Origin of the sequence: Lactobacillus sp. ESL0259, assembly GCF_003693045.1 — a bacterium.
In the GTDB taxonomy this organism is placed as follows: domain Bacteria; phylum Bacillota; class Bacilli; order Lactobacillales; family Lactobacillaceae; genus Lactobacillus; species Lactobacillus melliventris.
The window spans coordinates 166,994-193,164 of the sequence record NZ_REHP01000003.1; the positions used below are offsets into that span (position 1 = coordinate 166,994).

The window sequence follows — 26,171 nt, forward strand, 5'->3', positions numbered from 1 at the left end:
AGCCTCTGCTATAGAGCCTGAGGCGTGACGATAATAAATACCGCGTTAAAACTTAGTATCGAAGATACTTTGTTTGATTTTAAATCTGATTGTTAGATCAATAATGATTAGATCGTTGGTAGCTAACCAACGACTATAGTATAACATTTATTTTTAAAAATACAAGGAGGAAATATGGGATGGAGATCGGTAATCATCACGCAGCATGCTAAGTTGACTTATTCAATGCAAATGATGATTGTACAAACTCGTGATGGAATAAATCAAATTCCAATTGAGGATATTAATTTATTGCTTGTTTCAACTACACAGGCAGTGATAACTAGTGCACTTATTAGTAAGTTGGCGCAGAATCAAGCCAAAATTATATTTGTTGATGAAAAAGACAATCCAGTTGTTGAAACAGCTGTTTATTATCCGGGAGCAAGAAATATAGCTAAGTTAAAGGAGCAGTTTAATTGGGATGAGCATTTAAAAGAATTATTGTGGACAAAGATTGTTAGTCAAAAGATCAAAAATCAGATTGCAGTTTTAGAAAATTATCATTTGGCTAAAGATGATGTTCAAAATGAACTGGATCAGTTGGAAATTAATGATGAAAGTAACCGTGAGGCAATTGCAGCGCGTAAATACTTTATGCTTTTATTCGATAAAAATTTTGTTAGACGTGATACTAGTGCGGTCAATGCAGCATTAGATTATGGTTATGCTATTTTGCTTTCTAGTTTTAACCGTGAAATTGTAATGAATGGCTATCTGACATATTTTGGTATTCACCACTGTTCGCAAGAAAACCAGTTTAATTTAGCTTCGGATCTAATGGAACCATTTAGACCATTTGTTGATTATTGGGTTAAGGCTCATGAAAGAATTAAAGAACTAACGCCTGATATTAAGTATGGTTTAGTTGAACTTTTAAGTTTAGAAATAAAGTTTAATGGTAAAAGTACTCTTTTAACAAATGCTATTACGGTTTATACGAGAGAATGTTTAAAGTTTCTGAGTGGAGAAAGGAAAGAATTGCCGGAAATGGAGATGAGTTTAACTAATGAGGTACCGAATAATGCGCTTAATGATAATGTTTGATTTACCAACAGAAACGGCTGAAGAACGAAAAGAATATCGCCAATTTCATAAAAAGTTGATTAATGAAGGTTTTCTGATGGTTCAATTTTCAGTATACGTGCGCGTCTGTGTTACTAGACAAACCGCTAAATTCTTAGAAAATCGTATTAGAAAATTTTTGCCTCGCGGAGGACTAGTGCAATCGCTTATGGTAACAGAAAAGCAATATAATGACATGCATTTTTTAGTTGGAAAGCCAATTGATGATGTGCGTAATACTTCAGATAGGACGGTAATTTTATGATTTTAACCTATGCGACCCATAAAAAATGGGAATTTAAAGATGCAGGAATAAAAATTATTGGATTGCAAAGCCCAATTGCATACCGTGATATAATTCAAGGTTTTCAAGGAAAAAACAAGATGTTAATTTGTTCAGAAGATGATTATAGTCCCCTTGATGTAAGTAAAACTTTTGATTTTATTGGCGATCCACTACTTAGTGGTGATATTACCAAAAAGTATATGCCTCATATTGTAAGTAGTTACCTAAAAAATTTAGACGAAGAAAATCGTAATAAGGTAATGAAGTCTTTTTATAATTTAGAGTCAACTTTGCAGGATTCACTTTTACTTGAAGATTTACCTTTAGCAATTAATTTTGATGAAGACTTAAAAAAGTTGCTTAAATTTACAGAAATTCATTTTGATGAATCAATGCTGCTCAGTACATATGGTATAATAGAAACAGTTTTAAAAATTCACCAGACGTGTAATTTAAAATCAATTCCTGTTATTTGTAATGTAGCTCATTACTTGGAAGAACAGGAATGGCAAGAGCTAGCTAGTCTTGTCACAGAAATGAATTTAATTTTGATTGTAATTGAATTCACGATGAAAGAAAATTTGACAGTATCTAAAGACATACCTTTTTACTATATCGATAAGGATCTAATCGATTGGTACTAGCAAAAATTAAAATCAGATTATAAAATATCGGTTTTAGATGATTGTTAGATCAATGATGATTAGAACCATGAAGTCCGGTAGAGAGCCTGCTGCTTCGTTTTAGATGATTGTTAGATCAATGATGATTAGAACATTTAGTACACAAAAAAGCCCGACGGTAATGTTTTAGATGATTGTTAGATCAATGATGATTAGAACCTATTTCGACTTTGTTTAACACAAAGATGGGTTTTAGATGATTGTTAGATCAATGATGATTAGAACAGATGAAGTCACAGGAGCCTAAAACTATTAGTTTTAGATGATTGTTAGATCAATGATGATTAGAACAAAAAATCAGAAAAACATTCCATGAAATGCGTTTTAGATGATTGTTAGATCAATGATGATTAGAACTAGGTATGGCATATGGTGGTCTCATCCCTGGTTTTAGATGATTGTTAGATCAATGATGATTAGAACAGAATGAAATAATCGATTGGTTAACCGGGTGTTTTAGATGATTGTTAGATCAATGATGATTAGAACTTGGTTATTAATCAACCGCAAAAAGCTCCAGTTTTAGATGATTGTTAGATCAATGATGATTAGAACGCAAATATAACGAAAGAAACAGCTGAAGGCGTTTTAGATGATTGTTAGATCAATGATGATTAGAACACAGTACAATGATGCATTGATAATTCACGCGTTTTAGATGATTGTTAGATCAATGATGATTAGAACTTCAATATATAATTCTACTGAGTTAGTAACGTTTTAGATGATTGTTAGATCAATGATGATTAGAACTTAGCAAATGGTAAAGAAGTTAATTATTTAGTTTTAGATGATTGTTAGATCAATGATGATTAGAACTTTAGCATGTCAAAATATGTTTTACCGTCAGTTTTAGATGATTGTTAGATCAATGATGATTAGAACAAATGTTAAAAAGCCGTGGCGGCAAAGATAGTTTTAGATGATTGTTAGATCAATGATGATTAGAACCCTTTTACCGTAAGAAGCAAGAGGCACTGTGTTTTAGATGATTGTTAGATCAATGATGATTAGAACATAAATTGTAAAACAGCTGAACCACCGGACGTTTTAGATGATTGTTAGATCAATGATGATTAGAACACAAATTTGTCGCTTATTTGCTGTACATTTGTTTTAGATGATTGTTAGATCAATGATGATTAGAACGATAATTTAGTTTTAGTTGCCAAGGATTAGGTTTTAGATGATTGTTAGATCAATGATGATTAGAACTCAGCAACAGTAGTAATGATAATAAAGCACGTTTTAGATGATTGTTAGATCAATGATGATTAGAACGTATGAAAAAATGGCAGGGCTTCATGTTGAGTTTTAGATGATTGTTAGATCAATGATGATTAGAACCTTTTGCATTCAAGACTTGAATATGATCTTGTTTTAGAAGATTGTTAGATCAATGATAATTAAAAGCATGCTTAGAAATCAAGGCAAGATTAACAATCATCTAGTTGACTATTACTGCAAATTAAAAGAGCCACCTTATTCCAAAAAGGATTTGGTAGCTCAAATAGCCTGTGTTAACCATTTAAATCGTACAATCATGTATTTGGCTCACACAAATCAAAGCTATGATTATCAACAAGCTGTACATTAATAAGGGTTATCTGTTAAACAAATATTTAACTTGCAAAAAGGCGCTTTTTTGAAGTATCTTTAGTATACCAATTTTTAGATCTTTTTGATACTTGACATTCTATAAGAACTCCTGCTGATAATGAAAAAATAAGTAGTAACAGATAATAAATCTGCTAATTAATCACACATGATAATAACAACAAAGTAGTCAGGCATATTTTATTTCCTTATATGTGACTTCCACTATGCAGATATAAACTAAACTCCCATTAAAAAGGTAAGCTTATTCATATGAAAAACATACTAAAAAGTAGAAACAACAGACTATATCTTCTATCAGTAATTACTGATAACTTTGGCAGTGCGTTAATGACCTTTGTGTTACCATTGATGGTACTTGATATCACTAAAAATGGCATTCATTTGTCAATAATTTCTATAATTCAAACACTGCCTTTTTTGGTTCTTGGTCTTCCTGCAGGCGCGCTCACAGATAAATTCGATGTCAAAAAAATTCTAATTTTCAGTGATTTAATCCGACTTATCAGTTATCTAGTTTTTGCTACTGCGATTGCATTGCACTTAACAACAGAGTGTATAATTTTTGTTATCTATGCAGTTTCACTCGTTGTCAGCGTCACCAATACACTTAATACAGTATCAGAAATTACCTTTGTTTCTTTTTTGGTTGAAAAGAAAGATTTCTCTGAATTAAACAGTCTGGTTTATGGCATACAATATGCAGCTAATTTCGCACTGCCTATCGTAGGCGGCGTCTTATATCAATTTGTTTCGCAAAGTATTTTAATTCTTATTTGTGCCGTTTTCTATTTAATTAGTCTTTTACTGGAAAAAATGATAAATCTGCGGTCCCAGAACACTTCCTTTACTGGAGTAGCAGACCTGAAGCCAGCACTTAAAACAGTAAAAATGGATATAAAAGAGGGCTTGAATTATACTCTTAGTCTTCACTCTGTTTTATATCCATTAATACTGGCCGCACTAGTTAATATTGCTTCAGCAAATTTTGATAACGATAGTCTCATAATATTACGCACGCAAATAGGCCTTTCCTCTGGAAATATCGGAATTGTTTCCGCAATTGCAGCTATTAGTGCCTTAATAGGTACTTTGGTTGTTAATTGGTTAAATAAACGAGTTGGTTTTAATTTGTTGTTTACACTGTTAATTTTTACAGGCGCTCTTTTTCGTGCTGTTTTTGCCTTGTCTAAGAACGTATTGGTATTAGTTTTAGCTATTGCAGTTATTGCAATTATTGAATCCATCATCAATATTAGTATAATCACGAATAGGCAACAGCAAGTTGAGCAAAAATATCTGGGTCGAGTTACAAGTATCTATAAAACATTATTAATCGGAGTAAATTCTTTAGGTTATCTTTTAGGAGGGCTTATTGCTAAGAAAATTGGTTCAAGATGTGGCGTAGGGGTTGCTGCGATTGCACTCTTGGCAGTCACAGCGATTAGCGCTTATCTGTTTGCGCCATCAAAGAAACGTAATGAGTAAAACTGAATAAAAAATTGTTAAGCCGCTCTTTTGAGCTAATCATATCCATAAAGAGAATGTAACCATTCGCAGTTAGGACAAATTACTAGGATAAATATTAATCATGAGCAGTTTTTGACCATGATTCATCTCCAGACATAGCCCGTATTATAGCTTTATACGGTACTATTGCCAGAGACCATCTATAGACATCAAACATGATAATGATTCTGACCAAATAAGAGAATCTTAATGGGAAGTCAAGCCTGGCTTGTCGCCATTGTTTTATAATTAACAAAATGTTTGTCAAGACTTCAATGAAAAGCAAACCGCCAATAACTGCTAAACTAGCCCAGACGTTAGTTTTCATATAAATTAGTAATATTATTAGTGAAATTCCTGCGGCCGGCGTAACTAAAAGGGAAATTGCGGGAATAGTCAAAAACGCTATTACAAAGACTTTAAACATTGATGGAATGGCAGATGATTTAATTATCTGCTTGCCATATTTGTTCAAGCATTGAAATCCGCCCTGGCACCAACGTGTGCGCTGGCGAACTAACTTCTTATATCCAGTAACGCCTTCTTGTGCAATACTTACTTTATTTATAAAAGTACCACGATAGCCTTTAAATAGACCTTTTATTGAAAATTCGCAATCTTCGAGTAGTGATGATGACCAACCAACGTCATTAGTCATTTTTAAAGTCATAAATTGGCCATTACCTGAAGCTAAAGATGAGCCCCAGCTAGTTCTTGCCATTTGTAAAAGAGAATTATAAACGGTGAATTCGAAATTTTGCATCACCGCAATATTTTGTTTCAAATTGTAAATATTCACGCGTGTTTGCACTAAATCATAGTGGGAATGATTAAAGGCATATACAACTTCCTTTAAGTACTTTTTTCCTGGAATACTGTCAGCATCGATAACACCAATAATTGTTTTGTCTTCGGGGTAGTTCATCTTAGCAATGCGCTTGACTGTATATTCTAGTGCTGGCCCCTTTCCTTGTTGCGCATTAGGTTTAGTGCGATGTACAACCATGACATCAGGATGGTAGGCATACTTTTGCAGTAGAGTAGTGGTCCCATCGCTTGAATCATCATCAATAAATACCAGCTTAAGTTTGATAAAATCGTCACATTGTTTTTGTACATCTAATAATTTTGGTATATTTTTGCTTAGAGTTTGAAATTCATTCATCGCAGGGATTAACAAAAACATAGTATCAAAATCGCGGCAGCGCTCGCCATACCTATCCTGTCGAACACGACTGCTAAATGTCAGACACAGCGTCCAGATTAGATCCAAAATGTATGAACAGCCACCTATAATTAGTATAATGTCTATAAATAATTTCAATTTGATGGTCTCCGGTTATTTCTCCATAATTCTAAATATATTTCAGATTTATAATAGCATTAATCGATATATACATAAAATATATAAGTGTTTAATTATTAGTTAAATATTTATATTTAAATACGCATACACCTATAAGCACTGCTTTAATAGCATTAAATTTAAGGATTTAAAAGATAAAAATACTAATTAATTAAATTAATTTTATTTATTTATTAATATTAATAGTATAAGATGTAAAGTTATTTTAGTGCTAATTTAGTAAATTGAATATTTTGGAGGGAATGTTATTTTTATATCCACAATTCATAAGTAGTTAGGATTCGGGTTGTCTGTTCAAACTATAATTTTTGTCCTTGCTGTAATTTTAACGAGTAAAACAACAAATAAAAAAACAAGCAGTTATCTGCTTGTCTGAAATTTTTGCCTGAAAAATAATATTATTCTCCTTTAAAGGTGTTTTCTTCTACTTGACGAATAAAGTCAGCTAAATGTTTGTAATAAACAGCAGGATTATCAACCATGTGGTGGTGACCGCCATCAGGAGTTGTTACTAGGCGAGAATTAGGAATCTCTTTTTGCATAATTTTGGCGGTGGCAATCGGCATTGTTTCATTTTCACCAAAGGTTAGCAGTGTCGGCACCTTAATGTTTTTAAGTTGATCCCTAAAATGCCAGTCTTTTAGTTTTCCGGTAATTACAAATTCATTGTCACCTTGAAATGCCTGGTAAACGGCAGTACCGCCAATATCTTTTAGATGGTATAGCTTAGACGGTTGTTTACGATCAACGAAGTTAATGTTTAGAATATTAACGTCTTCTTGATAGCGTTCATTGTCGTAATCATTATTCTTTTCGCATTCATGCATAAAGTCAATTTCGGTTTGGGGCAAAACTTCTTGGCGCCGGCGATTAACGGCTTTAACGTAGTCATCAATATCATCAACCATTGAAGAAATAATTGCGCCTTTTAAATGTTGACCGTATTTGACGGCGTATTCTTGGACTAGAAGGCCACCCCAGCTTTGACCGATGAGGTAAAAATTGTCTAAACCTAACTTTTGCCGTACCTCATCAACTTCATCTAGGAAATACTCATAGGTCAAATATTTTTTAGCAATAGCAGGGTCAGAATAATCAGGTTGATCAGAATAAAGAGAACCCAATTGATCATACATAGTTACTTGTACGTCCAACCCCTGTTTTTTCAGTTGTTCAGCAGTGTCCTCCCAGTATTCATGATTACCTCCAGGGCCACCGTGTAAAGCCAATAAATGGATATTTCCGTGGCCTTGAGTGTTCGTCCACAAATGATATCCATTATCTAATGTAATAATCTTTGTCCCAGTTTGCATAATTCTCTCCTTTAAACTTTATCTATTACTATCTATTTTAGCTCATTATGATAGAAAGAAAAATAAATCTCAGATAAAGGATAATTTAAAAAGATGCCTAAAAATAAGCGCTTCCGTGATACAATTGGTTTACTATTGTAAATAATGATAAAGGAGAATGAAAAATGGCTGAACCCAAATGGTTAAAAGACATGAACTCTGATGAATATTTAAAAGAAGACTTTGATGCTACAGGCAAAAGCCGTTATACAGTAGAGGGGCTAAAAAAAGAAGATCCAGATTGGCTTGATAAAGCAGCAGAAAAGACCCAAGCTGCCACAGGAGACGATTATGTTAAGCTTGACAGTGGATTATTAACAGTCAATCAAATTAACTGGATGTTGCGTAACACAATTGGCGAACTAACTTTTGTAGATGATAATAACCAATTCTTATGGTATAACCGGCCGGTTGATCCTAACGCCAAGATGAAGGCTAAGAGAGTTCCCGCACAAGTAGGAAATACCATGGGAGAAGTTCATCCTGATGTTCGCGATGTCATTCCCGAAGCTAAAAAAGTTGTTCATGCTTTGCGAACCAAAGAAGGCGGACACGACGCTGTTTATATGCCTGTACCAACGGGAAACCTTAAGCAACTTGTTTTACATTATTACAAGCGTGTTGAAGACGATGAAGGTAATTATGCTGGTATTTACGAATGGGTGCAGGACCTATATCCGCTGGTAAAATATTTCTGTGAAACAACCGGACAAAAGTTGGTAGTTGATCCTGATGCTACAACGGGAGCTACATACAGGCGTAATTCTGATCCTGATGCTCAAACTGGAGCTTCAACTAAAGCTGAAGCAGCCGCTGCAGAAGAAAAGGTCAAAAAAGACACTGAGCCGGACACAGCAACAGGTGCATCCCAAAACTAAGTTTAAATTAAATATTTATAAGTAGTAGTTAGACAGGTTCTAACTACTTTTTTGTTATACTGATAATATATAGGCTTATAAACACAGTTTAAGTAAGCTGACAGGGAGGAAGCGAACACTTTTAGCTATATTTGGTAATGTTTAATTTAGTTAATATGTGATTTTGCTATTGCTATTAACTTATAAAAACTAGAATAAATTATTTTTGATAGAGGTAATTATGTTATGACTTTTTACACACTTAAATATATTGAGCAAAATCAAAATACAAGTAAAACCATTCTCTACATCCTGATTGCAATTGCGGCTTTAACAATGATCGCGTTCACAGTTTTGTATCTCAGGCACAGATTCGATACCCGCTACCGTGATTTGGGGATCATTGCACTCTTATTTTTACTTTTATTTATGGGCACACAATACGAAAAATACGTGCAAACAAACGTAGTGAAATCTCAGTCTGAGCAAATTGCACCATTTATAAAATCAGTTGCTAAAGACCACAAAGTACCGGTTTCAGATGTGATGGTCAGTTCTACTACACTGCAAAACGGTTTAATCGTCAGGGTTGACTCAAAAGATATTGACTATCAGCTGGAATTAAATGATGACAACAATTCATATTCTTTAAAGCAGGCTCATGTGATTAACCACACGGTCGACATAAAGAATTAGGAGGAAATAATAATGAATTATACGCAGCTTTTTATTAAATTCGTATTAGGTGTGTTAACTTTAATTTTTCAAATAAATGTGTTTGGCAAAAGCAACATCGCTCCCACGACTGCTTTGGATCAACTGCAAAACTATGTTCTAGGTGGTATTATCGGTGGCGTTATCTACAATGCCAACATTTCCGTCTTGCAATTCCTGCTCGTTTTGATCGTTTGGACTCTGGTGGTCTTTATCTTGAAATTTGCGCGGGAGCACAGCAACTTTATTCGCGGCCTGATTGATGGCAAACCAATTCAAATAGTTAAAAACGGACAGGTTTTACCACGTAATTGCTTGTCTGCTGGGCTGTCAGCTAATGAATTAATGTTCAAATTACGCAGTCAGGGTATTTATTCTGTTGATCAGGTGAAAAACTGCATCTTTGAAAAGAACGGTCAACTAACGGTTATTAAGAAAGATGAGAAAAATGTCCGTTTTCCTTTAATTAATGATGGTCAAATTAACCAAGATGTGCTTGAATCTATTAATAAGGATGAAAATTGGTTAAAAGAGCAGCTCAAACAAGCCGGCTATAATGACCCTAGTGATGTTTTCTTAGGAGAATTTGAAGATGGTCAGGTTTCGTTTACTGGCTACAATCAAAAATAGGAAAGAGAATTAAATGGAAAATTTAAATAAGGCAAAGCAGTTAGTCCAAGAGGCGGAAGCTGTGGTTGTAGTTGCTGGTAATGGTTTGGCAAAAGTTGAGGGACTTGATCTTTTAGGTCAAGCAGATTTTGAACGTGATTTTCCCAGCATTGTCCAAAAACACGATGTTCATTCAGTCGGATATGCACTGGATCAACATATTCCTTCATGGTCTGAAAAATGGCAACTGTGGTCAAGCCTTATTCAAAAATACTCCTTTGATTACCGCCCAAGTAGTACATTAAAAAATCTGTTGCAACTAATTAGTCATAGACAGTATTTTGTTGCTACCTCAGCATTTGGCCACTTTTTCGAAACTGCCGGTTTTAACGAAAACCGCATTTTTAACGCATTTGGCGATTGGACTAAAGCACAATGTGCGAGTGGGATTAATCATGGTCTTTCAAACATTCAGACTGCCGCTGAAAAAATTATTGCGGCCAAGCCAGGTACTGATCTAGCAAAATTAGTACCAAAATGTGAGGTATGTGGTCAGCCATTGGAAATTCATCTGCCGCTTAATGACCATTTTTATCCCGACACTGTTGCCAATTCCCGTTTTCGCTGGTTTTTAACAGGTAATGAAGAGAAAAAGACTGTCTTTTTGGAATTGGGAGTTGATGAAACCAGTCCGCAACTGCGCGAACCAATTGAACATTTGGTTGCAGAATATCCGCAATGGTCTTATGTCGCTGCAGATTATCCGCAGGAGACGTTGTTACCTGAAATTCAAGAGCGCAGTGCCGGTACAAATGCAGATGCAGTTAGTTTAATTAATAATCTTGTAACGGAGTAACTGATTCTCAATGAGTATTTATGTAAAAAATGGCGTGCTCCATGTTTCTGGCGTTCAGAATAAAATCCGGGGCAAAGGGCAGGAATGGCCCGACTTTATTTCCGACTATACTATGCTGGATATCGAAACCACAGGTTTAAATCCCTACCGTGATCATGTAACCGAAATGGGTGCAGTTAAAGTCCGCAATAACAAAGTAGTGGCTGAGTTTAGCCAATTGGTTGTTTATCCGCGATCGAACCGGGTATCCAGTTTTATTACCAAGCTAAATGGCATTACTGAAGAGCTGCTTCTTAAAGAGGGAATACCGGTAAAAGAGGCAATGACAGCTTTTCGCTCATTTATTGGCGCGGATATTATCATTGGCTATAACGTCAATTTTGACTTAAATTTTTTATATGATTTAGCGCAAAAGTTTCATTTGACAGAATTAAATAACGACTATGTCGATGTGTTGCGTTTGGCTCGTGTTTACTATCCCATGCAACATAATCGGCTGCTTGACTGCATTCAGCGAGCTGGTATTGCCCAAGTTGAGCAGCACCACGGCTTAGATGATTCCCTTGATACTAAAAAGGTTTATGATGATTTTCGCCAGCATTTTACACCTGCGCTTTTGCAAGAAGCACAAGGCAAGCTCAAAAACCTGGATTTACTCCAAAAAGAACTGGAAGTTTGGGAATTGGGCTTTCGCAATCCGGTAAATAACAAAAAAATTGCCTTCGCTCCTGAAGTAGAGGTGAATAGCGCAGAAGCCGCGCAAATGGTAAATAATATGAACGGTCTAGCTCAGACTGGTGTTAAGGCAGATACAGACTATTTAATTATGAGTGATGACGGCTTTTTTAGTAAAACTAATCCGGAAACTCTCAAGGCCAAGGAATATAACCGTGCTGGCAGCAAGATTAAGCGGCTGTCTGAAAGTTATTTTTTAAATATGCTTGATGAATGGGCCAGAAGTTAGAATTTAAGCAAGGAGATTGGTCAACCTTGCTTTTTTATTATTTCCTGTTGCAAACAACAGTTCGATTAGCTATACTTAATTATTATTAACTAAGGAGCAATGTGAATGGCACGCAGGAGGAGCAGACGAAATACTAAGACAACTAACGCGGATTTTTGGGCAATTGTCATTATTATCTTGTTTTTATTCTGGTTTGTTGCAACTAAAGGTGGATCAGATCCAAGTGGCCAGCAAACGAGGGATAGAATAACTCGCAATGACCAGCAAAAGGATAATAAAATAGAAAAAGCTAAACCAGCTGCAAAAGTGTATGGTGGTCTATCCAGCCAGGACTATCAAAAATTGGCTGATTTAGATTTTAAAAGCGGCAGTTCTTCTTATATTACAGTTAATAATGACCATTCAACTTTAATTAAAAATGCCTGGCGCGTTAACCGGGTAATATATTCTGATTTGGACAGCTTAAACCGTACTTCCCACTCCAATACTGCATTTTTGCAAAAGCGTAATGTAGCCAATGATAGCTTAAGAGAGCGGCAGTTTATCGAACCAACAGGTTGGCATTATAACCGGCGCAATGGTACCCAAATTTATAATCGCGGCCACCTCATAGCTTATTCTGTTTCGGCAGGTATTGATTTTGACGGCAATTTTAATCCGCGTAATCTTTCTGGTGACCAAAATAATCCAAAAAATCTGTTCACCCAGTCTGCTTTTTCAAATCAGAGGATTCAGACAATGTTTGAAAGTCGTATTCGTGTGGCTCTAAGGCAGAATAAAAAAGTAATTTACCAGGCCACACCCATCTTTCGCGGCAATGAATTAATGGCACGGGGGATTAATTTACAGGCTGTGTCAACTGATGGCACACTGGATTTTAACGTTTATTTATTTAACGTCCAGCCAGGCTATTCCTTTAACTATAATAATGGTCGGGCTAAAGTTAATCATGAAATTTATGTGAAAGAAAACTATTAATTTAGCTTTCAAGGCAAAATTACCCCACTAAAAATAGCCAAATGTTCGGATAAATTAATAATTAATATATAAAGAGATTAACTAAAGCGGCAGCAAGTTTTACTGCCGCTTATTCTGTTTGCAGCAAAGTAATTAAAAGAGAACAATAAAAGTTATTTGTTGATAATAATTAGTAATTTGTGCAATAATTACAAATATTTAGCTCTTATGCGGTGGTGTGATAAGAAAATTACGAATTTTAATCAAGCAAATTAGGTTGTGTTCTTAAGCTTTTTATCTTAAAATTAGGAGAGTAGTAAAAGAAGAAATAAAGATGATAGTGGTGCGAGTTAATGGATAACAATAAATTTGTTGAAGTGAAAAACCTGCGGAAAGTTTATGACAACGGTCATGAAGCGATTAAAAATGTTAGTTTTTCTGTTAAAAAGGGCGATTTGGTGTGTCTTTTAGGACCTTCTGGGTGTGGCAAAACAACCATTTTGAATATCTTGGCCGGTTTACTGAATCCCACGGAGGGAGATATTTTATTTAACGGTAAGTCGGTCGTCAAAGTAGCAGCCAAGGACCGCCATATTGGCTACGTTTTTCAAAACTATGCATTATATCCACATATGACTGTTTTGCAAAACGTCATGTTTCCGCTAATTGTAGGGGCTAATAAAAAGCCAAAGGCGGAAGCCAAAAAGATTGCTACCAAATATATGGAGTTAACCCAAATTACTGAATTAGCTGATCAAAAACCTGGTAATTTATCTGGTGGACAGCAACAACGTGTAGCAATTGCACGTGCATTGGTGCAAGAACCCCAAATTTTATTAATGGACGAGCCATTGAGCAATTTGGATGCCAGATTGCGCCTTAAAATTCGCGAAGAAATTCGTTCATTAGTTAAGTCTGTTGGTATTACTACCTTATTTGTTACCCATGATCAAGAAGAAGCATTATCAATCGGAGATAAAATCATTCTCTTTAATGACGGTGTTATTCAACAAGATGATTTAGGGCAAAACTTTTACCTGGAGCCTAATAATTATTTTGTAGCCAATTTTGTTGGCAATCCTGTAATTGATAACTTTAAAATAACTAAAACTGCAAATGAATTAAAGTCAAGCCAATTTACGATTAATCTTGCTAATCTGGAACAGTCCCGTTTTAAACGCGAAATTCCAGATGGTGAGTATATCTTGTCTGTGCGACCCGAAAATATTGTGCCCGATCCTGATGGTCTGTTTGAGACCAAGGTCGACGATATTGAATTAATTGGACGTGAACGTATTTTGAAATTTACATTTGATAATCAGCAAGTCCGTTCACTAATTAATCTGGAGACTCCAATTAAGAGGGGCGATCAAATTAAACTCAAAATGCGATTTAATAGGATATTTCTATTTACGCCTGAAGGAGAGCGAGTTTACTAATGAAGACTAATCAAAAGAAGGCTTGGCTTTTTTTAGCACCAACTATTATCTTTGTCACGTTATTTAGTATTTATCCCATTTTGCGCGCTTTTGGGATGAGCTTTCAGAGTGGCTCGCTAATTGACCTGCGCTGGAACGGCTTTAGCAATTATCAGTATATTTTTAAGGATCCGGAGTTCTGGTTAGCGATTAAAAATACTGTGCTCTATGCCATTATTTCTGTACCAGTTGGTCTAGCTATTTCGATCATGCTGGCGTGGATTATTTTTGACAAAGTAAAACATAAATCATTCTTTGAAACTACGTTTTTTATGCCTTATGTCACCTCGACTATTGCCATTGGGATAGTTTTTCGCTATATCTTTAACGGTGATTACGGTATGTTGAACTTCGTGCTCAGATGTCTGCATTTACCAGCTCCCGACTGGATTGATGATCCGGCAATGTCTTTAACTACGATTATTATTTTCGGAATCTGGTCATCTTTAGCATTTAATATTGTTATATTAATGGGAGCGTTGCGTAATATTGATCCCAATTTTTACACTATAGCGGATATGTTTGGTGCCAGTGGTCGTGACAAGTTTTGGCGGATTACCATGCCCGAACTTGTTCCTACAATAGCTTTTCTGTTGACAATGAATGTTATTGGAGCATTTAAGATTTATACTTCTGTCTATGCCCTCTTTAACGGTCAGGCCGGAGTAGGTAATTCGGGAACGACTGCAGTGTTCTATATTTACAATAAGTTCCAAATTGTCGGTACTCCCGGTGTTGCTATGGCGGCAACAGTAGTCTTATTCCTGATAATTCTGTTTGCGACATTCCTGCAACGTAAGATGATGAAGAAGATAGGAGAATATTAAATGAAACGAATTCGCATTGGGGTTTTATTCAGTTACATTATTTTATTTATCTTTGCCATCATTACCGTTTTTCCTTTTATTTATATGATTTTGGGTGGCTTAATGAGTTTTCAGGAAACCACTTCGATTCCGCCAACTTTGATACCGCACCATTTTGAATGGTCCAACTACGCCAAAGTTTTTGCTCGTGCCCCATTTGGACGCTACTTTGTCAACACGGTTTTAACAGCCAGCGTGACCACGATTGTTAGTTTGTTTAACTCTTTGCTCGGAGCTTTTGCCATGGTGAACCTGCGTTTTAAGGGTAAAGGCTTAATTCAATTAGTACTTTTGTCTTTATTGATGGTGCCAGGTGAAGCAATTATTTTTACCAACTACAACACAATTGCTCATATGGGTTTACTCAACACTTATGTAGGATTGGTTTTGCCATTCTTGACTTCCATTTTCTACATGTATTACTTGCAGAGTTACTTTGGTTCAATTTCGGATACGATTTATAAAGCAGCCATGATTGACGGTGCCAGCGATTGGGATTACATTTGGAAAATTTTAGTTCCGATGTCAAAGGGTGGTTTGTTTACCGTCGGCTTGCTTAGCTTTATTTCTGGCTGGAATTCATTTCTTTGGCCATTGCTGGTTACCAATGAAGATACGATGCGCCTTCTAAATAATGGTTTGTCAGCCTTTGCTTCTGACGCCGGCAGTGAGACGCAATTGCAACTAGCTGCTGCAACTTTAACTGTTTTACCAATTTTAATTTTGTACTTAATCTTTAGAAAGCAGATCATCAAGGGGGTAGTGCGTAATGACCTTAAAGGCTAAAACCACCATCACTTTTTACAACGGCTTAAATACTATTGGCGGGCCAATGATTGAAGTAGCTTATAACAAGTCTCATGTTTTGTTTGACTTGGGTGAAGTCTACAGACCGGAATTGAATCTACCTGATGAAAAATACCAGACTTTAGTTGATAACCAGTTAATTGGGGATGTACCTAACTTTTATGATCCAGAATTAACTGGTAAGGCGCTTGATCATGAACGGTGGGAACACGCTGCTGCTTACATATCGCACCTTCATCTGGATCACAGCAAGGCCATGAATTTTTTGGCACCCGAAATACCTTTATATGCGGGACCATTAACGGCTAAGATGCTGCCGGCTTTAAACGAAAACGGGGACTTTCTGCTCTCAGCTGCTAAGCATGAACCCAGCTATACTCGCCCAATTATTGCGGCTGAGTATCAAAAGCCAATAGCAGTAGGCGATATTACAATGACTGTTTGGCCTAGTGACCACGATGCTTATGGTGCCACTGGCCTTATTGTCAAGACACCTGATTTAGCAATTGCATATACCGGTGACATCCGCTTGCACGGTTATCATCCTGATTGGGTCAAAGAATTTTTGACAGCTGCAAAAGACTGCGACGTTTTAATTACTGAGGCAACCGGCTTTTCTTGGCCGGAAGAAAAGCATGAAGAAAATAGCGCAGAATTTACCGGCCCTAAAAATGAGGATGAGTTAACCGCAGAATTTGTTCAGTTACAAAAAGATAATCCTAACCGGCAAATGACTTTCAATACTTATCCGACCAATGTAGAGCGACTGTTGCGCATTATCTCTGCTTCACCGCGTAAAGTTGTTTTACATGCCGCAAGAGCTCACTTGCTCAAGGAAAGCATTAATCAGGATTTGCCGTATTACTACTTGCCAGGGGAGCAAAAATTCGTTGATCTGAAACCAGAATTGGCTGTTCAATACGAAGAACTGCTAAACGATGATCACGAATTCCTCTGGCAGGCAGTTGCTGATTTTGAACATTTGCAAAAAGGAGGCTTGTATATTCATTCAAATGCTGAGCCGTTAGGAGATTTTGATCCAGCCTATCAGCCATTTTTGCAAAAGTTGGAGAAGCAAAATATTGAAGTTCAAATGTTGCGTTGTTCTGGTCACGCTGACGAAAAAGAACTAAGACAAATTATTGATTGGGTTCAACCACCAACACTAATTCCCGTGCACACATTGCATCCGGAGCTGGTAGAGAACCCTTATGGTAACAGGATTTTACCAAAGCGCAATCAAACAGTTACGCTTTGATTAATCATAAAAATGTTGTTTAGTTTTTATATTTGGGAGGTTTTAACCAAATGAAGTTTAGTAAAAAGTTGGCCGCTGCATTTGCTATTGGCTTAACTCTGGTTGGTACTGCAGCTTGTTCAAATGGCGGAAGCAATTCTAATTCTTCCTCATCTTCAAGTTCAGAAAAAATTGCTAAAGTCAAGAAGACAACCAATATTGTCTTTTGGCATGGTATGACAGGTGTGCAACAAGCTACATTAAAGAAGTTGACACAAGACTTTGAAAGCAAAAATCCTAAGATCAAGGTTAAATTGGAAAATCAAGGTGCTTATAACGACTTGCAAGCTAAAATTAATTCAACTTTGCAGTCACCTAATAACTTGCCCACCATTACTCAGGCCTATCCTGACTGGCTCTTTAATGCTGCCAACAAAAACATGCTGGTTGATTTAAAGCCATACATTAATAGTAAAGAAGTTGGTTGGGGCAGTAGTGAAGCTTCTAATATCAAGAGTGCACTTCTTGATGGTGCTAAGATTAATGGTAAACAATATGGTATTCCTTTCAACAAGTCAATTGAAGTTTTGACCTATAACGCTGATTTGCTTAAGAAATATGGTATTAAAAAGGCCCCAGCCACTATGGATGAATTGAAGAAAGATTCACAAATCATCTACAACAAGAGTAATCATAAAGTCGTTGGTGCTGGTTTTGACTCATTATCAAACTACTACACTTTAGGCATGAAGAATGAAGGCGTTGACTTCTCAAGTAAAATTGACTTTGCTGGCGACACTTCAAAGAAAGTTATTAATTTTTATGCAGATGGCATCAAAGAAGGCTACTTCAGAGTTGCTGGTTCAGAGCACTATTTATCCGGACCATTTGCTAACCAAAAGGTAGCAATGTACATTGGTACTTCTGCTGGTGAAGGCTTTGTTAAACAAGGAGTAGGCAATAAGTTTACTTATGATGTTGCTCCTCGTCCTGGTAAATACACCATGTCACAAGGTACTGACATTTACATGTTTAAGCATGCTTCAGCTGACCAAAAATCTGCTGCATTTACCTACATCAAGTTCTTAACTTCAAAAGCTAGTCAACTTACATGGGCTAATGCAACTGGCTATGTTCCAGTTAATCAAGCTGCTGCCGATTCTGCCGAGTACAAGGACTCTAAGAGGCTTAAGCTGCCAGCTAAACTTGAAGATGCAATGGCTAACCTGTACAGTGTGCCAATTATCAAGGATGCCGGTGCAGCATACGGTAGCTTAAATCCAATTATGCAAAACATTTTAGCTGCTGCACAAAAGAAGCAAAACGTTAATGATGCAATTAAAGCAGGTAAAACAAAATTTGATGCTGCTTGGAAACAATAAAAACTAAATAGCAATTTTTATCATAAAGCTTGTCTTTTTACGGCAAGCTTTTTTGTCCGCAATAAAAGCAAGAGAGTAACTACCTGATAAATGTTCGTAATGTGGTGAACTATATAATTAAATAAAGTAAAATATACAAATAAAGCCGAATTTTTTTGGTTAATTTATTGTAATTAATCTATATTTGCTATACAATTAATGGGAATTAATGCTCACAGTATCACTAGTGAGCGCGTAAAAATGTTCTGGAGGAAAAATAATATTATGAATTTCGGTAAAAAGCTGGCGGCTATAGCAGTCGCGGGCTTGGCTTTAGTTGGAACTTCTGCTTGTTCAAATAACAGTAATTCGTCGTCATCAAGTTCAAGCAAAATTCCTAAAGTAACTAAGAAAACCACAGTTGTCTTTTGGCACGGGATGCAGGGTGCTCAGGAAAAAACTCTGAAAAGTTTAGCTCAGGACTTTGAGAATAAAAATCCTAAAATTAAGATTAAGCTTGAGCAACAAGGTGATTATGATAATCTGCAATCAAAAATTACTTCAACTTTACAATCACCTAAGAATTTGCCAACGATCACTCAGGCATATCCGGGTTGGCTTGAAAGTGCAGCCAAGAATAAGATGCTGGTAGATCTTAAGCCATACATTAGTAATAAAGATGTCGGTTGGGGCAGCGTTGCCGCATCAGGCATTAAACAGGATATGTTGAACAGTGCCCAAATTAAAGGCACCCAATATGGTATTCCATTTAACAAGTCAATTGAAGTTTTAATTTATAACCCCAAGATGTTTAAGGAGTATGGTATCGCCAAAGTGCCTACAACTATGAGTGAGGTTAAAAAGGCAGCGCAAACTATTTACCAAAAGAGTAATCACAAGGTAGTTGGTGCCGGCTTTGATGACTTAGACAACTACTACGTTTTAGGAATGAAAAATCAAGGTGAGAATTTCTCCAGTAAAATTGATTTTACCGGTACTAAATCTAGGAAGTTGCTTAACTACTTTATAAATGGAGAAAAGGCAGGCTACTTCAGAATGCCTGGTTCAGATAAATATCTCTATATTCCATTTACCAACCAAAAATTGGCTATGTTTGTGACCTCTTCTTCAACAGAGACTTGGATTAAACAGGCGGCTAAGAAGGGCTTCACTTATGAAGTTGCAGCTCGTCCAAGTAAGTACACGATGTCGCAAGGGACTGATATTTATATGTTCAGCCACGCCAGTGCTATGCAAAAGGCAGCTGCTTTCAAATTCATGAAATACTTGGCTGCTAAAGACGGACAGATTAAATGGGCAAAAGAAACTGGTTATATTCCAGTTAATGAAGCTGCTACTAAGTCTGACGACTATAAGGCAAACAAGGACTTTAAGCTGCCGGCAAAATTAGAGGATATTCTCAACTCCAATTCACTATACAGCGTTCCTGTAATCAAGGATTCCAGTGCTACATATAGTCAATTGACTCCTATTATGCAATCAATTTTGTCAGCTGCACAAAAGAACCGTAATGTAGAAAAAGCTATTACAACAGGTAAAAACAAATTTGATGCTGCTTGGAAACAATAGTTAAGTGCTAAAATATTAAAAAAACGGGCCGAGGCCTGTTTTTTTATTTGTCGTTTTTCACTTGAATGGTAAGATAATAATGGCATAAGCAAGCTGGTAGGTAATATCAACTAAATATAGCGGCCAGGGGTGAAAAAGTGATTAGAGAGCAAAAGTTTCCGGTGGAAACCAATTATAGATGGTATGACATCAGTAATTTGAGTGAAGAGGACAGCAACAAGCTGCAAGTAGATTTTAATTTCACTCCTGATATGATTACATATATTTCAGACAGACATGAACGACCGCACTATGACTATGATACGCATACGCACATTAATTTGCTTGTTTACGATGTACCTATTTGGCCTACTAAAGCGATTAAGCATTTTACAGCACATCCTGTAACTTTTTTAATATCTGGGCAGAACATCTTTACTTTTCATACGCAATCAACCAGCTATGTCTTTGATGAATTCAATGACACTGCCACACGACGGGAATTATCACTTGCACAAGATGTCACGGAATTATTAATGAAGTTTTTGTTGTATTTATCACAGTATTTTCAACGGGCGGTTACGCAGCTTGATACGGAACGCAACAGTTTGGACCAAAAGCTGTCTGGTGATATTAACAATAAAGATTTAGTGGAGCTGTCCAATATTGAAAAAAGTTTGGTGTATTTATCCAGTTCAATTCAGACTAATTTGATGATGTTGCACAGTTTAAAAATGTCTAAACTAGATTTTACTAAGCCCAGTCGTGAACGTCTTGATGATGTCCTGATTGAATCGAATCAGTCAGCAGAAATGGTGAAAATTTCGCAGCAGGTTACGCAAACCTTATCAGCAACTTCCAATAATATGATGAACAATAACTTGAATGATACTATGAAGTTCCTAACTGTTTGGTCTTTGGTTTTAACTGTTCCGACCATCCTAACTGGTTTTTACGGTATGAATGTCAGTCTTCCAGTTGGTCATAGTTCATCTGACTGGATTGCAATCACCGTGATCACAATTTTTCTGATGGTCTGGCTAATTGTATTAATGAAACGACATCATTTCTTTTAAACTGAGGCATTGATATGAAAAACAAAGTTTTGTTAGGCTCATTAATTTCGGCTTTAATTGCTTTTATGTTATATTCTGCTAACCTCAAAAGAGTGGAGAATAGCAGTTTAAAAATTGTGGGCGAAAAGCAAGAACAAGTTGTGAAAAATAAAAAAGGACAAAAGTCAGTTCGTGAACCCAAAGTTGATAACGTTGAATATCCTAATCATATTAAAATTGCCTCTGGTAGTGAGAAAAAATGGGCAGAAAGTATTGCCCAGGTGATGGGAAAAGAACAGAGTTATCAGGTTTGCGTTCAGGATCTTACTAATAATAAATTTGCCCGCGTTTCTAATACTACTCAACATCATGGGGTAAATTCAATTAGCCATTTATTTTTGTTGATTGCAATGACTTATCAAGAACAACATAGCAAGTCCATTGCCAATAAAGCCATCAAAATAAAAAAAGCTGATCGCGTTAAAGGAGAAAAACTCTTGCAAAAGGGAATTGCTTACAATGCGACTTATTTAAAGCAATTAATGATGCAAGGCGACCAAACAGCGGCTAATGCCCTTCTTCGTACTGTTAAACCCAAAAAGGTAAACGCAGTTATTAAAAAAACAGGTGTTAAGGATACAGCAATAAAAAATAAATTTTCTAAATCACCGGTAGCTTTAACTACTGCTAATGATTTAAACAAAATCATGGTGAGTCTTTACCATGATCAAATTTTAAGCAGACAATACTCCAACCAGGTTTTGGGGACGCTAAACGCTGCTAAAATTAAGCCCAAGATTGTCCGTGATCATAAAGGTCTGATATATGCCATCGGTGACAGTAAAGCAAACGTAGCGCTGGTCCAATCTAATGGCAATGCCTACTGTGTCAGTGTGTGGAGTAGTAATGATCATAATTTTGCTAAATTAGGTAAAGTAGTTGATGGCTTTTTTAAATAACAATATTGATGCGAGCTTTACTAATTCTTTAACTTTTAAGTCCCGTTAACTAAGTGTTTGGGGGCTTTTTTGTTTTTTAAAAAATAATTTACACCTTGTAGATTGTATTCTTCACATTGTAGTGCTATATTATTCACTATGCTGTCAAAAGGAGGGGTGAAAATGATTAAAAAAAGAAGCCTTGATTTAGATAAGGTGATTGCGAAGGCGACGGAGCTGATTGGACGAAAAGGACTTTCCGCGACCACTCTGCCGAACCTAGCTAAGGAGTTAGGCGTTCGTTCGCAGTCACTCTATCACTATGTTTCAGGTCGAAAGCAATTGTTGTCGCTTGTAGGTGCAAGCAGAATTAAAATTTTAGGTAAAAAATTAGTTGATAATTTGATTGGAATTTCAGGTGAAGAGGCTTTACTTAAATTTGCTGATATTGTCCGCGACTTTATTCTGGACGATCCCGCATTAATTAGTATTCTTTATCATTTGAACGAATACAAGAAAGACGATGCTATTACTCAAGAAATTTTAAAGATAATAGCTTTTGCTGACAAACTAAATTTAAGAAGTGACAGCACGGTTTCGCTCCATTCCTTAATTGGGGCAGTATTAGGATACGTTTTCTTAGATGTATCAGATTCTTTTACAGAAGAAACTAGTGAAGAGGCTGACCAGGGTTATCATGAATTAATTATTCAATTGGTTCAGCCCAATAAATTATTGCAAAAAAATAGAAAGGAAAATCAGAGTGCATAAACTAGTAAAAAATCATATTTTTTCGTTAATTGCATGGATTTTAATTTTAATCATTTCTGTTGTGGCTTTGCCGGACGTTACAGGGTTAACCCGTGAGCACTCAAATATTTCCTTACCATCAGATGTTCAAAGTGAAGTTGCAAAGTCAATTCAAAATGACTGGGGTCCTAAACAAAAGGATACCTATCAAATTGCCGTAGTCTTTAATAAGCAAAAAGGTAAATTGACTGCTGATGATAAAGATGCCATTAACGAAACAGTTAGCAGATTAAAAGATGATCAGGATCAATACGGTATCAAAATGGTATTAGGTCCAGACGATAATATTGCTACTAAGAAAAAGCTGCAATCAAAGGATAATACTACTTGGATTATGCAGCTAAACGTGGCCAAAAAGCACGCTCCGATTAATGATGTTGAAGCGCAGCTAACTAAAGCAGTTAAAACAGCTGGTATTAGAACTTATGTCACTGGTGCAGATGTTTTACAAAATGCCTTTTCAAATGCAATTCAAGAAGGAATCAAGAAAACAGAAGTAATAACTGTTATCTTTATTTTCATCGTGTTAGTGATTGTCTTCAGGTCACCAATTGTGCCTTTGATCTCATTATTAACAGTTGGCGTTTCCTTTATTACATCATTTGCGATTGTTACTAACTTGGTTAAATACCAGAACTTCCCATTTTCTAACTTTACACAGGTCTTTATGATTATTGTCCTGTTCGGTATTGGAACAGACTATAACATTCTCTTGTATGATAAATTTAAAGAAGATCTGGGTAAGGGAATGGGTCGCTACGAAGCGATGAACAGTGCCTTGAAGGTGGCTGGTAAAACAATTCTTTATTCCGGTTCTTCCATTTTAATTGGTTTCTCAGCGCTAAGCCTGGCTAACTTCTCAATTTACCAGTCAGCTGTGGGCGTTGCAGTCGGCGTTGCTGTTTTATTAATAGTACTATTAACCCTCAACCCGTTCTTCATGGCTGTTTTGGGCGAAAAAATGTTCTGGCCGGTAAAGAAATTTACTGGTGAACATGAAGATAAATTGTGGCATGGTATTGCAAAGGGTACACTTGCCCACCCAATTATTTACTTAATTGTGTTAGCAGTAGTTGTCCTTCCCTTTGGTCTGATGTACACCGGTCATTTGAATTATGATGATACGGATGAGATTGATAACAGTGTGCCGGCTAAAGCGGGGATGCTCGTTGTTGAAGATCACTTTTCAAAAGGAATGGCCGAGCCATCAACTCTTTATATTAAGAGTGATCACAAACTTGATAATGAAGCCGACCTACGTCTAATTGATCAATTAACCAGACAGCTTCAGGCATCAGATGATGTAGCATTTGTTACCTCTGTTACCCAGCCATACGGAGAAAGTATTGATCAACTTTACGTTAAAAATCAGCTGGACACTGTCAATCAAGGAGTTGATCAGGCACGTGCCGGTTTAGGCAAACTAAGCAATGCAAGTAAAAAACTAACTGCAGGTGCAAGTAAATTAGCGGATGGTACTAGTCAACTGCAAAGTGGTACTGGCAAGTTAGCTGACGGTGCCAGTCAATTGCAAAGCGGAACTGGCAGACTGCAAAATGGAGCCAGCCAATTGCAAAATGGTACTGGTCAATTGCAAGGCGGTGCCAGTCGCTTGCAAAACGGCACAGAGCAAATGACTAGTGGCTTAAACCAATTAAATTCGCAACTTGCAAGTGGTAGTGCTGGTATTGCGAATGCACAGAAGAATACCAAGGCTGCCTTAGAAAAGAGTTACAAAGCCAACTTGGCTAAGAGTATTGGCAGTATTCCGGGCTTAACCCAGCAGCAAAAAATGGCTGCCATGCAAGCTGCAGGAGCTGCTTTAGAAAAATCTTGGGCAGAAGCTTCTGCTTCAATGCCAGATGTATCTGGTCAAATGGGTCAGCTGCAATCCGGCGTCGGCAGATTAGCCACTGCTTCTGGCCAGTTAAACAATGGGGCTGCTACTTTGAATGGCGGCATTGGTCAGCTTAATTCCAGCGCAGGTCAATTAAGCTCGGGTATTGGTCAAGTTAATTCCAGTACAGGCCAATTGAGTTCTGGTATCGGCCAGCTGAATTCTAGCGTTGGTCAACTAAACTCTGGCGCTGGCAAGTTGGCTGCAAGCACACCTAAGATTACTGATGGTGTGGATCAAGTAAATAACGGACTTGGTCAAGGAGCCGCTTACCTTAATGGCTTAGCAAGTTCTTCAGCGGCAGATACTTTCTATATTCCACAAGAATTTATCAAAAACGATACTTTCCAAACTTCGATTAAGAATTATTTGAGTCCTGACAAGAAGTCTGCCATGCTGATGATTGTCTTCAAGTCAAACCCAAGTAGTCTTAAAGCAACTAAGAAGGCGCAGGATCTGAGCTTAATGGCTAAAAAGTCTTTAGCTGGTACTCGTCTTAAAAAAGCCACGGTAGCAATGGGCGGCGAAAGTTCTAACATCGCTGACATTAAGGATATTGCCAACAGAGACTTTATTAGAACTGCTGCCATAATGCTGATTGGTATTGGTATTGCCCTGATTTTTGTAACTCGTTCACTTTTGCAACCTGTTTACATCTTGGGTACGCTTTTAATTGCTTACTTCTGCTCATTGTCAATTACAGAGTGGGTAGTCAAAGCTGCTTTAGGCAAAACTATGCTAACCTGGAACACACCGTTCTTCGGCTTTATCATGTTAATTGCCTTGGGTGTTGATTACAGTATCTTCTTAATGACGCGTTATCGTGAACTTGAAGGCGGCAGCCCGAGTCAAAGGATGCTTAAAGCGTGTGGCATAATTGGAACTGTGGTAGTTTCAGCTGCCATTATTTTAGGTGGTACATTTGCCGCGCTAATTCCTTCAGGAATTCCGACTTTGATTGAAGTGGCTTTGGCAGTGATTATTGGTCTGCTAATTTTAGTATTTATTATGCCGATCACTTTGTCAGCTGCAGTCGAGTTGACTTATGAAGGTGTTCATTGGCGCAAGAATAAACGTGCTAAAAATTAAGCAAAATTAATTAAAAGGTTGAAATTCTCAGTTAGAGCATTTCAGCCTTTTTTATTCAAAACAATTTTTTAATCCATTTACAAATGTTAATTAGTTATAGTATACTGTTTTTAATTAAATTTTAAGTAGAAGGTAAGGAATACTGGCATGTCAAGACAAGTAAATAATCAATAAGCTCTAGTTGTAGTTT

At 36.6% G+C, this 26,171-nt stretch carries 23 protein-coding genes and 1 CRISPR repeat array; of the genes, 21 read left to right on the forward strand and 2 right to left on the reverse strand.

Translation table 11 applies throughout. The annotated features are described in order from the left end of the window. The first annotated feature begins 174 nt into the window (after positions 1 to 174). From cas1 to F5ESL0259_RS01530, 5 genes are all read left to right on the forward strand, one after another. Entirely contained in the window at positions 175 to 1,086 is a 912-nt protein-coding gene (gene cas1 / locus F5ESL0259_RS01510) for a type II CRISPR-associated endonuclease Cas1 (RefSeq protein ID WP_122037257.1), read from the forward strand. After that, positions 1,064 to 1,369 carry a CRISPR-associated endonuclease Cas2 gene (gene cas2, locus F5ESL0259_RS01515; RefSeq protein WP_045927545.1) on the forward strand — a complete coding sequence of 102 codons (306 nt, stop codon included), beginning with the start codon at positions 1,064 to 1,066 and terminating at the stop codon, positions 1,367 to 1,369. The genes cas1 and cas2 overlap by 23 nt, the downstream gene beginning before the upstream one ends. Further along, entirely contained in the window at positions 1,366 to 2,034 is a 669-nt protein-coding gene (gene csn2, locus F5ESL0259_RS01520; RefSeq protein ID WP_122037258.1) for a type II-A CRISPR-associated protein Csn2, read from the forward strand. Before cas2 ends, csn2 begins: the two co-directional genes overlap by 4 nt. 30 nt (positions 2,035 to 2,064) lie before the next feature. Beyond that, positions 2,065 to 3,486: direct repeats of the CRISPR family, unit length 36 nt; unit sequence GTTTTAGATGATTGTTAGATCAATGATGATTAGAAC. 1 nt (position 3,487) lies between these two features. Further along, positions 3,488 to 3,670: a hypothetical protein gene (locus F5ESL0259_RS01525; protein WP_122037259.1), complete on the forward strand. Its 183-nt coding sequence runs from the start codon at positions 3,488 to 3,490 to the stop codon at positions 3,668 to 3,670. Between the two features lie 272 nt (positions 3,671 to 3,942). Next, a complete protein-coding gene (locus tag F5ESL0259_RS01530) occupies positions 3,943 to 5,178 on the forward strand; it encodes an MFS transporter (RefSeq protein ID WP_122037260.1) in 1,236 nt (411 codons plus the stop codon). A 97-nt stretch (positions 5,179 to 5,275) separates the two neighbouring features. On the opposite strand, the gene F5ESL0259_RS01535 is transcribed toward F5ESL0259_RS01530, so the two are convergent. Then, complete coding sequence (locus F5ESL0259_RS01535) at positions 5,276 to 6,523, reverse strand: glycosyltransferase family 2 protein (protein ID WP_122037261.1); 1,248 nt, start codon at positions 6,521 to 6,523, stop codon at positions 5,276 to 5,278. Between the two features lie 440 nt (positions 6,524 to 6,963). Beyond that, positions 6,964 to 7,878, reverse strand: a complete 915-nt coding sequence (locus F5ESL0259_RS01540) for a proline-specific peptidase family protein (RefSeq protein ID WP_122025658.1) — start codon at positions 7,876 to 7,878, stop codon at positions 6,964 to 6,966. A 164-nt stretch (positions 7,879 to 8,042) separates the two neighbouring features. Here F5ESL0259_RS01540 and F5ESL0259_RS01545 point away from each other — a divergent pair, with 164 nt between their 5' ends. From F5ESL0259_RS01545 to F5ESL0259_RS01620, 16 genes are all read left to right on the forward strand, one after another. Further along, positions 8,043 to 8,795: a PAS domain-containing protein gene (locus tag F5ESL0259_RS01545; protein WP_122037262.1), complete on the forward strand. Its 753-nt coding sequence runs from the start codon at positions 8,043 to 8,045 to the stop codon at positions 8,793 to 8,795. A gap of 225 nt (positions 8,796 to 9,020) precedes the next feature. After that, positions 9,021 to 9,470 carry a DUF3290 domain-containing protein gene (locus tag F5ESL0259_RS01550; protein ID WP_122025660.1) on the forward strand — a complete coding sequence of 150 codons (450 nt, stop codon included), beginning with the start codon at positions 9,021 to 9,023 and terminating at the stop codon, positions 9,468 to 9,470. 12 nt (positions 9,471 to 9,482) lie between these two features. Then, on the forward strand, positions 9,483 to 10,118 hold the full coding sequence (locus tag F5ESL0259_RS01555; RefSeq protein WP_181413630.1) for a DUF421 domain-containing protein: 636 nt from the start codon (positions 9,483 to 9,485) through the stop codon (positions 10,116 to 10,118). Positions 10,119 to 10,131: 13 nt separating this feature from the next. Then, entirely contained in the window at positions 10,132 to 10,953 is an 822-nt protein-coding gene (locus F5ESL0259_RS01560) for a Sir2 family NAD-dependent protein deacetylase (protein WP_122037263.1), read from the forward strand. A gap of 10 nt (positions 10,954 to 10,963) precedes the next feature. Further along, on the forward strand, positions 10,964 to 11,917 hold the full coding sequence (locus F5ESL0259_RS01565; RefSeq protein WP_122037264.1) for an exonuclease domain-containing protein: 954 nt from the start codon (positions 10,964 to 10,966) through the stop codon (positions 11,915 to 11,917). A gap of 105 nt (positions 11,918 to 12,022) precedes the next feature. Beyond that, positions 12,023 to 12,895 carry a DNA/RNA non-specific endonuclease gene (locus F5ESL0259_RS01570; RefSeq protein ID WP_122037265.1) on the forward strand — a complete coding sequence of 291 codons (873 nt, stop codon included), beginning with the start codon at positions 12,023 to 12,025 and terminating at the stop codon, positions 12,893 to 12,895. Between the two features lie 332 nt (positions 12,896 to 13,227). Further along, positions 13,228 to 14,313 carry an ABC transporter ATP-binding protein gene (locus F5ESL0259_RS01575; RefSeq protein WP_122037266.1) on the forward strand — a complete coding sequence of 362 codons (1,086 nt, stop codon included), beginning with the start codon at positions 13,228 to 13,230 and terminating at the stop codon, positions 14,311 to 14,313. Next, positions 14,313 to 15,179, forward strand: coding sequence for a carbohydrate ABC transporter permease (locus tag F5ESL0259_RS01580; protein ID WP_122037267.1), 867 nt, complete (start codon positions 14,313 to 14,315; stop codon positions 15,177 to 15,179). Before F5ESL0259_RS01575 ends, F5ESL0259_RS01580 begins: the two co-directional genes overlap by 1 nt. Then, positions 15,180 to 16,004: a carbohydrate ABC transporter permease gene (locus F5ESL0259_RS01585; RefSeq protein ID WP_046324310.1), complete on the forward strand. Its 825-nt coding sequence runs from the start codon at positions 15,180 to 15,182 to the stop codon at positions 16,002 to 16,004. Next, positions 15,988 to 17,283 carry an MBL fold metallo-hydrolase gene (locus F5ESL0259_RS01590; protein ID WP_122037268.1) on the forward strand — a complete coding sequence of 432 codons (1,296 nt, stop codon included), beginning with the start codon at positions 15,988 to 15,990 and terminating at the stop codon, positions 17,281 to 17,283. Before F5ESL0259_RS01585 ends, F5ESL0259_RS01590 begins: the two co-directional genes overlap by 17 nt. Positions 17,284 to 17,333: 50 nt before the next feature. Continuing rightward, positions 17,334 to 18,644 carry an extracellular solute-binding protein gene (locus tag F5ESL0259_RS01595; RefSeq protein WP_122037269.1) on the forward strand — a complete coding sequence of 437 codons (1,311 nt, stop codon included), beginning with the start codon at positions 17,334 to 17,336 and terminating at the stop codon, positions 18,642 to 18,644. A gap of 264 nt (positions 18,645 to 18,908) precedes the next feature. Then, positions 18,909 to 20,213, forward strand: a complete 1,305-nt coding sequence (locus F5ESL0259_RS01600) for an extracellular solute-binding protein (protein WP_122037270.1) — start codon at positions 18,909 to 18,911, stop codon at positions 20,211 to 20,213. Between the two features lie 137 nt (positions 20,214 to 20,350). Beyond that, complete coding sequence (locus F5ESL0259_RS01605; RefSeq protein ID WP_046324314.1) at positions 20,351 to 21,268, forward strand: magnesium transporter CorA family protein; 918 nt, start codon at positions 20,351 to 20,353, stop codon at positions 21,266 to 21,268. A 14-nt stretch (positions 21,269 to 21,282) separates the two neighbouring features. Beyond that, complete coding sequence (locus F5ESL0259_RS01610; protein WP_122037271.1) at positions 21,283 to 22,206, forward strand: serine hydrolase; 924 nt, start codon at positions 21,283 to 21,285, stop codon at positions 22,204 to 22,206. Positions 22,207 to 22,368: 162 nt separating this feature from the next. Then, positions 22,369 to 22,956, forward strand: a complete 588-nt coding sequence (locus F5ESL0259_RS01615; RefSeq protein ID WP_122037272.1) for a TetR/AcrR family transcriptional regulator — start codon at positions 22,369 to 22,371, stop codon at positions 22,954 to 22,956. Further along, entirely contained in the window at positions 22,949 to 25,981 is a 3,033-nt protein-coding gene (locus F5ESL0259_RS01620; RefSeq protein WP_122037273.1) for an MMPL family transporter, read from the forward strand. The genes F5ESL0259_RS01615 and F5ESL0259_RS01620 overlap by 8 nt, the downstream gene beginning before the upstream one ends. Positions 25,982 to 26,171 lie beyond the last annotated feature (190 nt).